The sequence below is a fragment of the Solwaraspora sp. WMMD406 genome (assembly GCF_029626025.1).
Lineage (GTDB): Bacteria > Actinomycetota > Actinomycetes > Mycobacteriales > Micromonosporaceae > Micromonospora_E.
Genome location: NZ_JARUBF010000001.1, coordinates 319,169 through 332,284, shown reverse-complemented (window position 1 = coordinate 332,284; position 13,116 = coordinate 319,169). Strand labels below are relative to the sequence as shown.

Annotated in this window: 11 protein-coding genes; 8 read left to right on the top strand and 3 right to left on the bottom strand. The window is 71.7% G+C overall.

The annotated features are described in order from the left end of the window. Window positions 1-7: 7 nt before the first annotated feature. From O7632_RS01360 to O7632_RS01330, 7 genes are all read left to right on the top strand, one after another. The gene (locus tag O7632_RS01360) at window positions 8-919 is read left to right on the top strand and encodes a carbohydrate ABC transporter permease (RefSeq protein ID WP_278110722.1); all 912 of its coding nucleotides are present in this window, start codon (window positions 8-10) and stop codon (window positions 917-919) included. 28 nt (window positions 920-947) lie between these two features. Next, window positions 948-1,544 (top strand): PPC domain-containing DNA-binding protein, encoded by a 597-nt coding sequence (locus O7632_RS01355; RefSeq protein ID WP_278110721.1) that lies wholly within the window; start codon window positions 948-950, stop codon window positions 1,542-1,544. After that, window positions 1,534-3,063, top strand: coding sequence for an FGGY-family carbohydrate kinase (locus O7632_RS01350; protein WP_278110720.1), 1,530 nt, complete (start codon window positions 1,534-1,536; stop codon window positions 3,061-3,063). Before O7632_RS01355 ends, O7632_RS01350 begins: the two co-directional genes overlap by 11 nt. A 150-nt stretch (window positions 3,064-3,213) precedes the next feature. After that, window positions 3,214-4,401 carry an erythromycin esterase family protein gene (locus tag O7632_RS01345; protein ID WP_278119756.1) on the top strand — a complete coding sequence of 396 codons (1,188 nt, stop codon included), beginning with the start codon at window positions 3,214-3,216 and terminating at the stop codon, window positions 4,399-4,401. 208 nt (window positions 4,402-4,609) lie between these two features. Beyond that, complete coding sequence (locus O7632_RS01340) at window positions 4,610-5,146, top strand: PadR family transcriptional regulator (RefSeq protein ID WP_278110719.1); 537 nt, start codon at window positions 4,610-4,612, stop codon at window positions 5,144-5,146. Next, the gene (locus O7632_RS01335) at window positions 5,143-5,847 is read left to right on the top strand and encodes an ABC transporter ATP-binding protein (protein ID WP_278110718.1); all 705 of its coding nucleotides are present in this window, start codon (window positions 5,143-5,145) and stop codon (window positions 5,845-5,847) included. The genes O7632_RS01340 and O7632_RS01335 overlap by 4 nt, the downstream gene beginning before the upstream one ends. After that, entirely contained in the window at window positions 5,844-7,385 is a 1,542-nt protein-coding gene (locus O7632_RS01330) for an FtsX-like permease family protein (protein ID WP_278110716.1), read from the top strand. Before O7632_RS01335 ends, O7632_RS01330 begins: the two co-directional genes overlap by 4 nt. Window positions 7,386-7,431: 46 nt before the next feature. On the opposite strand, the gene O7632_RS01325 is transcribed toward O7632_RS01330, so the two are convergent. The 3 genes from O7632_RS01325 to O7632_RS01315 form a co-directional block, all read right to left on the bottom strand. Then, window positions 7,432-8,121 (bottom strand): hypothetical protein, encoded by a 690-nt coding sequence (locus O7632_RS01325; RefSeq protein ID WP_278110714.1) that lies wholly within the window; start codon window positions 8,119-8,121, stop codon window positions 7,432-7,434. Beyond that, the gene (gene eccE / locus O7632_RS01320; protein ID WP_278110712.1) at window positions 8,118-9,572 is read right to left on the bottom strand and encodes a type VII secretion protein EccE; all 1,455 of its coding nucleotides are present in this window, start codon (window positions 9,570-9,572) and stop codon (window positions 8,118-8,120) included. The genes O7632_RS01325 and eccE overlap by 4 nt, the downstream gene beginning before the upstream one ends. A gap of 134 nt (window positions 9,573-9,706) precedes the next feature. After that, complete coding sequence (locus O7632_RS01315) at window positions 9,707-11,386, bottom strand: right-handed parallel beta-helix repeat-containing protein (protein WP_278110710.1); 1,680 nt, start codon at window positions 11,384-11,386, stop codon at window positions 9,707-9,709. 244 nt (window positions 11,387-11,630) lie between these two features. On the opposite strand from O7632_RS01315, the gene O7632_RS01310 reads away from it, so the two are divergent. Continuing rightward, entirely contained in the window at window positions 11,631-13,076 is a 1,446-nt protein-coding gene (locus O7632_RS01310) for a S8 family peptidase (protein WP_278110708.1), read from the top strand. Window positions 13,077-13,116: the final 40 nt, after the last annotated feature.

The following is a 13,116-nucleotide window of genomic DNA, read 5'->3' as shown; positions in this document are numbered from 1 at the left end:
GCCGGCCATGAGCATGACCACCGTGCCGCGCCGCGTCGGTCGAATTCCCCGACGTGACGCCGGCCGAGGCAGGGCGCGCGGCGTCGGCCGAGGCAGTGCGCGTGACGTCGGGAGGATCCTGCGACGGCTCGCCTTCTGGGCGACGCTGGTCGTCGCGCTGGCACCGGCGGCGTTCGTGTTCTTCTGGATGGTCACCTCGTCCTTCAAACAACAGGTCGACATCTACACGATCCCGCCGCAGTGGGTGAGCTTCTCGCCGACCCTGGACAACTACCGCAGCGCGCTGGAGCAGACCCCGTTCACCCGATACATGATGAACAGCCTGCTGGTCGCCACCGCGTCGAGCCTGTTCGGCCTGGCGATCGGGCTGCCCGCCGCGTACAGCATCGCTCGCTACCGGCAGAGCCGACTGTCGTTGTCGCTGCTGACCGCCCGGCTGCTGCCCGGGGTGGCGTACCTGGTGCCGTTCTTTGTCGCGTTCACCGCGTTGCGGATGGTCGGCAGCTATCCGGCGTTGATCCTCTCCCACGTCATCATCACGTTCCCGCTGACCGTCTTCATCATGGTCAACTTCTTCGCGGGTCTGCCCGCCGAGATCTACGACGCCGCCGAGGTCGACGGCTGCGGCCGGCTGGAGACCTTCTGGCGGATCGCCCTGCCACTGACCCGGCCGGGCATGCTCACCGCCGGCATCCTCGCCTTCATCTTCTCCTGGAACGACTTCAAGATGGCCCTGGTGCTCTCCGACGGAGACAGCCGCACGCTGCCGGTCGCCGTCTTCAACTTCGTGCACGAGGCGTCGCTGGACTGGGGGCCGATGATGGCGTACGCCACCATCATCATGATCCCCGTCCTGATCCTGACCCTCTTCGCGCAGCGCCACATCGTCACCGGAATGACCATGGGCAGCGTCAAGTGACCCGACAACCACTGTGGAGGAACCGATCATGACCAGTACCGTCACCGCCGGCACCAGCAAGGTTGTCGACAACCCGGAGATGACCAGTCGAGCCGGACACAACGGTCGGGTGATCGCGGTCAGCCTCGCGCCCGGTACCCAGCTCACCGACGCGATCGAGCAAGCCTGCCGGGACCACGGCGTGGAGACGGCCGTGATCCTGTCGGTCATCGGCACGATAAGCGAGGTCTATCTGCGTAACCCCCGGGACATCACCACCCTGCCGATCCGCCAGGAGCACGAATTCGCCGACGAGATCGACACCGTGGTGCTGCAACGCCCGATGGAGATCCTCTCGGTGCAGGGCAACGTGTGCCGGCTCGACGGCGAACTCTGGGCCCACTGCCACGCGCTGTTCTCCGAGGCCGGCGGCAACGTCCGCGGCGGGCACGTCTTCCGCGCCACCATCTGGAGCCAGGGCGAGGTCTTCCTGCAGGAACTCGCCGACATCCGGATCGACCGCGAGCACGACGAGGACGTCACCGGATTGCCGCAGATCCAGCTGCACGGCTGCGACGCGCACCCGCGCGACGCGCACCCGCGCGACGCGCGGCACAGCGACGCCGGACCTGCCGATGGCCGCTGACCCCGCCGGCCCGTACCTGCTCGGGGTGGACGTCGGGACGTCGTCCACAAAGGGCGCGCTGACCACCCCGGACGGGAAAGTGCTACAGACCGCCGTCCGACCCCACGGGGTGTCCCGGCCCAGACCTGGCTGGGTCGAACACGACCCGGACCGAATCTGGTGGGACGAGTTCGTCTCGGTCACCCGGGAACTGCTGGCCGGTGCCCCGTCGGGCGCGGTCGCCGGCGTGGCGGTCAGCGGCATCGGCCCGTGCCTGCTACCCACAACCGCAGCCGGCGACCCACTACGGCCGGCCATCCTCTACGGCGTCGACACCCGGGCCACCGCCGAAATCGCCGAACTCAACCAGGCGTACGGGCCGGAAGTCCTGCTGGCGCGCGGCGGCAGCCCGCTGACCAGCCAGGCGATCGGCCCCAAGCTGCTGTGGCTACGCCGACACGAACCGCAGGTCTGGCAGCGGACCCAGCGATTCATGATGGCCAGCTCGTTGCTGGTGCACCGACTCACCGGCGAATACGTCCTCGACCACCACTCGGCCAGTCAGTGCGATCCGCTCTACGACATCGATCGCGGCGGCTGGGCCACCGACCTGGCCGACGAGATCGCCCCCGGACTGCGCCTGCCCCGGCTGTCCTGGCCCACCGACGTGGTCGGCCGGGTCAGTGACGCGGCGGCGGCGGAAACGGGGCTGCCGGCCGGCACCCCGGTGACGGCCGGCACCATCGACGCCTGGGCCGAAGCGGTCAGCGTCGGTGCCACCCGACCCGGGGACCTGATGCTGATGTACGGCACCACGATGTTCCTGATCCGGGTCGTCGACCGGCCGGTCCGCCATTCGGGTCTGTGGGCCACCACCGGCGTACTGCCGGGCAGTCACTGCCTGGCCGCCGGCATGGCCACCTCCGGCGCGGCCGTCGAGTGGTTGCGGGACCTGACCGGTGGACCGGAGTACGCGCAGCTCACCGCGCAGGCCGCAGCGGTGCCGGCCGGCTCGGACGGGCTCCTCGTCCTGCCGTACTTCGCCGGTGAACGGACGCCGATCTTCGACGACCGGGCGCGGGGAGTGATCGCCGGACTGACTCTCGACCACGGTCGCGGCCATCTGTACCGGGCGCTGCTGGAAGCCACCGCGTACGGCGTCCGACACAACCTGGCGACGATGGCCGAGGCGACCGAGCCCGCGCGGCGGGTGATCGCCGTCGGAGGTGGTGCCCGCAGCCTGTGGACACAGATCGTCTCCGACGTCACCGGACGCACCCAGTCGATCCCTCGGCAGACCATCGGCGCGAGCTACGGCGACGCGTTCCTGGCCGGAGTCGGCGTCGGACTGACCACCGCTGCCGACGACTGGACCAGATGGGCCGGCGAGGTTCACCCCGACCCCGGTACCGTGGCCCGCTACCAGCAGTACTACTGGGCGTACCGGGAGCTGTATCCGGCTACCCGGCCGATCACGCACCGGCTCGCCGACCTGGCGTCCGCTGACCCCGCTGGCACCCCTGGCCCCGCCGCGCGGTGACCGCACCGGTCGGCGTTTCGTATCTCGGTCGGCGGGTACGCCGGCCCGGTGGCCCGCTACGCCGCTGACGTCGCCGACCTGGCGACCCCGCTGACCAGTCCCGACGACCTCGACCCACTGATCGACCGGGTCGGTGACGCCCGGGTGGTGATGCTCGGCGAGGCCAGCCACGGCACGCACGAGTTCTACGCGTGGCGGGCGGCGATCACCCGTCGGCTGATCGTCGAACGCGGCTTCTCGCTGGTCGCGGTCGAGGGCGACTGGCCCGACTGCGACCGGGTGGACCGCAGCGTACGGGGCCGCTCCGACGCCCCGTCCGACCCCGGCGAGGCGCTGCACACCTTCGAGCGGTGGCCGACCTGGATGTGGGCCAACGACGAGGTGGTCGACTTCTGCCGCTGGCTGCGCCGGCACAACGACTCGGTCGGCGAGTCCGCCCGGGTCGGCTTCCACGGCCTGGACGTCTACTCCCTGTGGGAGTCGCTGCGGGAGATCCTGGTCTTCCTGCGCGAACACCGCCCGGACCAGGTGCCGGCCGCGTTGGCCGCGTACCGCTGCTTCGAACCGTACGGAACCGACCCGCAGGACTACGCGTCGGCGCTGCGGCTGGTCCCGGCCGGCTGCGAGGCCGAGGTGGTCGACCTGCTGGTCCGGCTGCGTCGGCAGGCCGCCGCCGACGGGGCCGGCAGCTTCGCCGCCTGGCAGAACGCCGAGGTCGTCGCGGGTGCCGAACGCTACTACCGGGCGCTGACGGCGGGCGGCCGGCTCTCCTGGAACGTCCGCGACCGGCACATGGACGACACCCTCGACCGGCTCCTCACCCACTACGGTCCGGCCGCCAAGGCGGTGGTCTGGGCGCACAACACCCACGTCGGTGACGCCCGGGCCACCGACATGGTCGACCTCGGTGAGGTCAACATCGGCCAGTTGGCCCGCGAGCGGTACGGGCCGGAGCAGGTGGTGCTGGTCGGCTTCGGCACCTACCAGGGCACCGTGGTGGCCGGCGGACACTGGGGAGCGCCGATGCGGCTGATGCCCGTACCGCCGGCCCGGCCCGGCTCCCTGGAGGCCGAACTGGCGGCGGCGGCCGTCCCGCCGCAGGCCTTGTTCGTGTTCCCGCCCGACAGCCGGGCGCAGCTGCTCACCGACGAGCTCGACCACCGGGCGATCGGGGTGGTCTACCAGCCGCAGCGGGAGCGGTGGGGCAACTACGTGCCGACCGTGCTCGCCGACCGGTACGACGCGTTCGTGTGGTGCGCCCGCAGTCGCGGGGTACGGCCACTGCGCACCCCGCACGTCGACCTGCGCGAACTGGAGACCTTTCCCTCCGGCGTCTGACCGAGAATGCTCACTCGGTGCGTAGTCCGTCGGCGCGCATCAGCCGCCACAGCGCGGGCAGACTCGCGGCCGTGACCAGGACTGTCTGACCGAGCGACATGCCGGCCACTCTACCCCAGGTGTATACACCGAGGTTGTACCTGTCTCCTGTGGCGAGCCCTTGCCGGGTGACTTGACTTGACTATTCATTGGGTGAATAGTTTGCCAGGTGTCCACCACCCACGTCCTGCTCGGACTGCTGTCCCAGGGCGCCCGACACGGGTACGAGCTGAAACGCGACCACGACCAGCGACTACCCGGCGCCAAACCGCTGGCCTTCGGCCAGGTCTACGCCACCCTCGGCCGACTCCAGCGCGACGGCCTCGTCACCGAGGCGCAACGCGACCGCGCCGGCGGGCCGGACCGCACCTCGTACGCCCTCACCGACGCCGGCCGCGCCGCACTCGACCAGTGGCTCGACGCCGTCGAACCACCGGCCCCGCACGTCACCAGCACCCTGCTGGCCAAGGTGACCGTGGCGCTGCTCGCCGCCGACGCCGACCGGGCCCGCCGCTACCTGACCGCCCAACGACAGGCACACACCGAACGACTGCGCGAACTCACCCGCGCCAAGACCGCCCCCGACGCCACCCTCGGCGAGGTCGTCGCCGCCGACTACGCCATCAACCACCTCGACGCCGACCTGCGGTGGCTGGACACCACCGTGGGCCGCGTCGCCGACCTGCACCGGGAGGCACACCAGTGAACACACCACTGCTCCAGGGCCGGGGCATCGTCCGCTCCTACGGATCCACCCCCGCCCTGCGCGGCGTCACCCTCGACGTCGCCGAAGGCGAGATCGTCGCGGTCACCGGACCCAGCGGCTGCGGAAAGTCCACCCTGCTGCACTGCCTCGCCGGCATCCTGCGCCCCGACGCCGGCGAAGTGCTCTACCGCGACCAGCGCGTCGACCTGCTGTCGGAGTCGGCGCGCGCGGTGCTGCGGCGGACCGAATTCGGGGTGCTGTTCCAGTTCGGCCAACTCGTCCCCGAGCTGACCGCCGGGGAGAACGTCGCGCTTCCGCTGCTCCTCGCCGGCACGGGGCGGCGAGCGGCGCGGACCGCGGCGCTCACCTGGCTCGACCGGCTCGGCGTCGCCGAACTGGTCGACACCGTACCGGGGGCGATGTCCGGCGGACAGCAGCAGCGCTGCGCCATGGCCCGCGCCATGGTCACCGAACCACGGGTGCTGTTCGCCGACGAACCGACCGGAGCACTCGACTCCCTCGCCGGTGAACAGGTGCTCACCCAACTGGTCCGGCTCGCCCGCGAGCAGCGTACGACCGTCGTCCTGGTCACCCACGAGGCCCGGGTCGCCGGTTACGCCGACCGGGAAATCACCCTGCGCGACGGCGAGATCGACCCGGCCGGGCTCGGCCGGGCCGTCACCCTGGTCGCCGGCTCGTGATCCGCCCGGCCACCCTGCTGCGGCTGGCCCGCGCCGGCACCCGCACCGACACCGCCCGGATCGCACTGACCGGATTCGCGGCGGCCCTGGCGACGCTCGCCTTCCTCGCCGCCGCCACCGTCATCGCCGTACCCACCGTCGTCGACCAGCGCAACAACCGATCCCCGCAGTACGGGCCCGCGCTGCTCGCCGAAGCCGGCCTACGCCCCGGAGTGGCCGCCACCCTGCTGCTGCTCGCGATCCCGGTGCTCGCCCTGGCCGGACAGTGCGCCCGGCTCGGTGCGCCGGCCCGCAACAGCCGACTGGCCGCCATCCGGCTGGCCGGCGGCACCCCCGGCCAGGTACGGGCGATCGCCGCCACCGAGACCGGACTGGCCGCCGGCATCGGCGCGCTGGTCGGACTCGCCGCATACCTGATCGGGCGCGAACTGCTGCACCGGCCCGACGCCAACGGCCTGCTGCCGCTGCCCACCGACGTGCTGCCCCCGGTCTGGGCACTGCTCGCCATCGTCGCCGGCATCCCGCTGCTCGCCACCGTCGTCGCCGCCGCGATGCTGCGGCAGGTCACCATCTCGCCGTACGGTGTGCACCGGCGGGTACGGGAACGCCGACCCGGCATCTGGCCCGGCCTGCTGATCGTCGGCGGCGTGGTGGTCAGCTTCCTGATCCGGCCGCTCGTCGAGTGGATTCACCGGCAGCAGCTGGGCATCCCGCTCTGGGTCGTCGCGGTGCTCGCCTTCACCGGAGCACTGGCGACCGCGATCGGAGTCGCCGGCGGCACCGGCTGGATCTCGTACGCCACCGGACGGCTACTGCTGCGGGCCGGCCGAGGACCCGCCACCCTGCTGGCCGCCCGGCGGCTGCTCACCGACCCGTGGCACGGTGCGCGTACCTTCGCCGGGCTGCTGGTCTGCATCCTGTTCGGGGCCGGTACGGCCGGCTACGGCGCCTACATGACGACCGAGTTCGACGCCTGGGAACAGGCCGACCGGCAACTCGCCGAACAGGCGGGCCAGCCCTACTATCCGACCGAGTACGACTTCTATCTCAACGCGGTCACCCTGGTCCAGCTGGCGGTGCTGCTCGGGCTGATCGTCGCCGCCGGTGGGCTCGCCGTCGCGGTCGCCGAGAGCGTGGTCAGTCGTCGCCGGGCGCACGCCGCGCTGGTCGCCACCGGGGTGCCGAGATCTGTGCTGGCCCGCTCGATCCTGATCCAAGCCCTCGCCCCGCTGGTCCCGGCGAGCCTGCTCGCGCTCGCTTCCGGGGTGACGATGGCCCGGGGCCTCGGCACCGAGGTCTCATCCGGCGCCCGCAGCCTGGGCTACTGCGAACCGGCGGACGCCTGCCGGACGGCAGCCGACTGGGAGCAGTACGGCCGGATCCTCGAAACACCTGGGGTGACTCTCGGCGTGCCGATCCCGTTCGCCGATCTGGCCGTACTCGGCGGAGTGGGTCTGCTGGCCGCTCTCGCGACCGCCGGATTCGGCCTGCTGTTCCTGCGCGGCACCACCGACCTGGCGGAACTACGGTCCGGCTGACCAGCCGGTCGGGGTGTCAGGCCCGACCGACCGGGCCGCCGGGTCGTCAGGCCCGGCTGACCGGGCCGAACAGCGCGGTCTCCATCGAGGTCGGCTGCAGCAGCACCCACTGCAGCCTGCCCTGACTGACCAGCCCCACCATCTCCGGGTGGATCCGGGACAGCCAACTCTGCGCCTCGGTGAAACCCAACGTGGTGGCGGCCAGTGTGGCCTCCGCCTCGGACAACCGTTGAAAGATCACCAGGTCGCTGCGGACCAGCGGATCGAGATCCCAACTGCCCAGGTCGTTACGGACCCGCAGCGTCGCCCGCCACGGCACCCCGCCGTCCGGCGCCGGACCCATCGACGGACCGGTGTCCACCAGGAGCAACTGCGGATGCGCCGGTGACCGTGGCACCGGCGGCTGCGTCCCCGGCGGCAGGAACGACGCCGACTTCCGACCCAGGCCGCACTGGTGCAGAAACCCGTGCCAGTCCGGTTCACGAGCGCTCTGGACGAACAGATGCGCGCCGAGCGCCAGCGCCCGCAGCGCCAGTAGCTGCGCGCAGCGCAGCCCGCCGAACAGCAGCAACCTGGTCGGCTCCGGGCGGAACAACCGTACGGCGACCAGGTCGCCCTGCCGGTTGCGGCCCATCACCAGACCATCGCCGCCGGCCTGTAGCCGTACCGCACCGACCGCCGCCGGAGCGCCGGCGTGCAGCCCGGGTCGCGCCACCATGGACAGTGGGCCGGTCACCGTGGAAACCCCCCGAGGGGAAGCGTGAGGGCGAGCCCGTACTTGTGCTCCCCGTCGATCCGTTCCGCCGACCCGCCACGTTCGCGTATCGTGTCGGTCAGCGCCCGGTCGCCCGCCGCCAGCGTCGCCAGGTCCGGCGCGCTGAGCCGGACGGCCGCGGTGACCATGATCTCCGCGTCGTCGTCGGCGACGGTGGTCGGCCGGCCGGTCGACTCCCTGGCCACCGCGATCGACACCACCGTGGCGACCATCGGCAGCTGCCGGAGTACGTCGTCGAGGTGCCACGGCAGCTCGGGCCAGCGGGTCAACCGCCGGCACACCTGGGGCGTCTCGCCGCTCCACCAGGTCTGCCAGGTCTCCTGAGCGGCCGTACGGTTGCTGGCCGTGCCGTACAGGTTGGCACCGGCAAGATCGCTCGGCAGCTGGGCGAGATAGCCGATCGCGGCGAGCAGTTCGTCGCGGCCCAGCGTCCGGGCCGGTAGCCGGTCCTGTTTCAACTGCCGGCCGGTCCGCCGCAGCGCCGACGCCAGCACCGGCCGCAACGCCCCGTCCGAGTACACGTCCGGCGTACGCGGTGCCTGCACCACCAGCCAGGCGCGTCGATGCGTGGGAACGTCCCCGCCGGTGAGCTCACGGTACGACCGTTCCACCAGCCCACGCCCGGTGCTCGCCCACGGTGCCGGTGTCACCTGTACCAGCAGTTGCACCGTGACCGGATGCGCCGCCGGGTCGGCGGCCGGCAGCAGCGCCGCCGGTGACGGCAGGTGCAGCGCCGACCCGACGAACACCGAACCGTCGGACGGGTCCAGCTCGAACACCGCGCACAGCCCACCGCGATGGCTGATCGCCGCCGCCGGCCGCCCGTCGAACTCGACGTCGGTCAACTCGGCGCTGTCCTCGACGAACCGCAGCAGGTCGGCGGCCGGGTTTCCGCCACCGGCGGGTAGCCGTCGGGACCGTGTCCGGTAGCGCAGCCAGATCGCGATCCACCGGTAGAGCCATCGCCCGCGCAGCCGGATCACCGTCGGTGCCACCACCGCGACGGCGATCGTCGCGGTCACCAGTAGCGTCATCGTGCCCCGCCCGGCGGCGGCCAGGATCGTGGCGGCCGCCAGTTGCCAGCAGACCAGTTGTCCCAGGGTGAACGGACCGGTGTGCGGCCGGGGTCGCCGAGGTCGGATCCGGCCGGCCGCCGCTGCTGTCCCGGTCGCCCCGGTCGCCCCGGTGGCAGCGGCGGTGGCGGCGAGACCACCGCCGAATCCGGCGGCGGATCCCGGGCCGGCGGTGCCGGGCGGCGGCGGTACGGCTGCCCGCGCCACCACCGAACTGCCGCTGGCCGTGGCGGCGCCCGATCCCGCCACCGCACCGGAGGTGGGTTGGCCGGCCGACCAGCCAGGCGGCCCGGAGACCGGCCGCGCCGTGGCGCGCAACGCGGGACCGGTCGTGCTCACAGTGGGCGGCGGTGCCACCGGAACGGCGGCCGGCCGCGCCGTCGGCCCCGGCTGCCAGGGTTCGGCCGCCGGACGGTGCGGTTCGGTCCCCGGCTGAGGCTCAGTGGTCATGGCTCATCTGCCGGTCTCCGCGTTCATCGGCCGGCCGCCGTGCGCACATCGGCCACCGCGACCGTACGCAGCTCGTCGAGGCTGGGCCGCCGGCCCGACTGGCGCAGGCGCTGCGCCTGCGCCTTGCGTACCCCCTCGAAGAGCCTGCGCGCCTCGCGGGCGTTGCCGAAGTTCTGGTCCCGCTCGACCAGCGAGAAATGGTCGAGCAGGACGTCGGCCACCCCGTCGGCCAGCAGGTATTCGTCGCCGGCCGCCATCCGCTCGACGATCACCACCAGTTGCCGCGGCGAATAGTTGCCGAACTCGACCGTCTTGGCGAACCGGGACGCCAGACCGGGGTTGGCGTCCAGAAAGGTCAACATCTCCCCGGTGTAGCCGGCGGCGATCACCGCGATCTCGTCCCGGTGGTCCTCCATCAACTTGACCAGGGTGTCGATCGCCTCCTGGCCGAAGTCGCCGCCGCTGCCGAACGACCGCGACAGCGTGTACGCCTCGTCGATGAACAGCACACCGCCCCGGGACTGCTCGAAGACCGCCGCCGTCTTTTCCGCCGTGTGGCCGAGATATTGGCCGACCAGATCCCGCCGGGACACCTCCCGGAACGGCCCGCCCGGCAACGCGCCGAGCGCCGCCAGCAACTCGCCGTAGATCCGGGCGACGGTCGTCTTACCGGTGCCCGGCGCGCCAGCGAAGATCAGATGGTGGCTGACGGCGCTCACCGGCAGCCCGGCGCTGCGTCGCCACTCGTTGACCTGGATCTCGTCGATCAGCGCCCGGACCTCGTCCTTGACGGACTCCAACCCGACCATCGCGTCCAGTTCGGCCAGCAGCTCCTCGGCACGGGCGGTGTCCTGTTCGCCACCGACCTGGGCGGCCGCCGTACCGAACACGGCCCGCTTGCCGGCCGTACCGGTGACGATCGTCGGCTCGGCGCCCTCGGCCACCTCGATGGCCGGTACGGCGGTGTTCTCGGTGCTGCACTCCTCGACGCTGCCCCGGCAGCCGCGCCCGAACGACACCGCCGGTCCACGGGTGTCGCGGATCCGGCAGCGTCGCAGCACCGGGGCGCTCTGGTGGGCGGCTGCCACACCGGCACCGCCGGTCTGGGAGATGTCGCACGTCTCCAGAGTCGGCTTGCCGTACTGGTAGACGTAGACGCCCCGGTTGCCGCACCGGGTGATCGTCGTGGACCGGATGGTCGGCGCCGCGCCGATCCGGACGATCATCCCGTCTTCGGCCAGATCGGTGAACTCGCATCCGTCGACCGTGCCGTCGGCGTCCTCGACCACCAGGCCGTACCGGCCGGCGGTGACCCGGCACCGGTCGAGGGTGAACTCCGACCGGCCGCCCACGTTGATCGCGGCACCGAACCCGGCGCTCACCTCGCAGCCGGTCATGGTCAGGCGGCCCCGATCCACCGACACGGTCGGCGCGTCCGCGGAGCGCAGCACCAGATCCCGCAATTCGACCCGGCCGCCGGTGCAGGAGACGGTCGGATAGGCGCCACCGGAGGCGTCCACGGTGACCGTTCCCTGCCCCTGGGCGGCCACGATCGTCACCCGGCGGTCGTTGACGAACAGGGCCTCGTAGTAGGTGCCGGGGGCGACGGAGACCACGGCGTCGTCCGGCGCGGTCGCCAGGGCGTCACCGATCGACGGATAGGCGCCGGGCTGCTGCGGTGAGACCGAGAGGGTGCGCGTCATTGGCTCCGGCTTCGGACGGCAGCGGGACAGGACAATCCGACGATATCTCAGCGTCACCAGCCTGCGGATCCCCGTACGCCTACGCCGTCGCGACGCCGGCGCTGGGGTGTCCGACTCGGGGGCGCTACCGGTACCGGGCCGCTGTTCAGTATGGTCCCGTCTGATGATGACGTCCGGATCCGCGTGCGTCTTCGTGTCCAGGAACGATCAACGTGTCCAGGACCGACCGACAAGGAAATCCAGCATGAGACGTACGTTGAGTGTCCTCCTCGCGGGAGCCGTCGCGGCCAGTCTGGTGGGCGCGGTCGGGCGACCCGCGGCGGCCGAGCTGACCGGTGCCATCCACGGACTCGGCGCGGCGGACGCGATCGACGACAGTTACCTGGTCGTCTACAAGCCGTCAGCTTCGCGAAAGGTCGACCTGGCCCGTTCGGCGTCTCTCGCCATCTCCCACACCTTCCGATCCACCGTACGCGGATTCGCCGCCAGGATGGACGAGCGGCAGGCGCGCCAGCTCGCGGCGCACCCGGACGTGGCGTTCGTGGAACAGAACCGACGCTTCCGTGGCGTCGATTCAGGGCGTTCCCGTCCTTCGGGCCCCCGCCCGCAGCGGCTGACGCCGGCTGTGGGAGGGGTGGCCGGCCCCAACCGACCCGGTCTTCCGGTGCCGCCGTTGGGTCTGGGGGTGACCACCTACGTCCTCGACACCGGCATCCTGACCACCCATTCCGCACTGGGCGGTCCCACGCCGATCTGGGGCACCAACACCATCGGCGGCGCGAACACCGACTGTGACGGCCACGGGACACACGTCGCGGGCATCGTCGGCGGCGACTTCAGCGAGCGGCGGAGTGCCTCCCGGACTCAACTGGTGGCGGTGAAGGTCCTGGACTGTGCCGGTTTCGGCACCACGGCCAGCGTCGTGGCCGGTGTCGACTGGGTGACCGCCCATCGCAGCGGCCCGGCGATCGCCAACATGAGCCTGGGCGGCCCTGCCAGCCCCGCCATCGACCAGGCGGTGCAGAACTCGATCGCGAGTGGCATCACCTACGTCGTCGCCGCCGGCAACGACGCCATCGACGCGTGCGCGCAGTCGCCCGCCCGGGTTCCCGCCGCCATCACCGTCGGCGCGACGCACGGCAACGGTCAGCGCGCGTTCTTCTCCAACTACGGCAGCTGCCTCGACATCTTCTCGCAAGGCGTGTCCGTACGCTCCGCCTGGCACACGAGCACCACCGCGACCATGGCGCTCAGCGGCACCTCGATGGCCGCGCCGCACATCGCGGCGCTCGCCGCGATGTATCTGTCCAGCAATCGGACCGCCACCCCCGCCCAGGTGCGGGCGGGTGTCATGGCAGGGGCCGCCACGGGGCAGGTCGTCGACCCAGGGCCTGGCTCGCCCAACGTCATGCGGACGGCGTGGCTCGCGCCGTTCCCCAGCCCGCCCGAGCAGCCGTCGATCTCCTGCGAATCGTTCGCGAGTTCGATCCGGTGTTCGGCGACCGTCTCGCGTACGGTCACCATCTCCGGCTGGTTCGTGTCCGGCCTCCCGGCGGAGTCGACGAACCCGCTGTACTTCGGGTGCGTCGTCGGTCAAAGCTATCCGATCCATCTGGTCGCGGGAAACGCCGGTGGTGCCCGAAACAGCCAGACCGTCAACGTCACGTGCAGCAGCGGCCCACCGGTGTGAGCCTGCCCGACTAGTCTTGCCCCGTCGGCATCGGACCTGG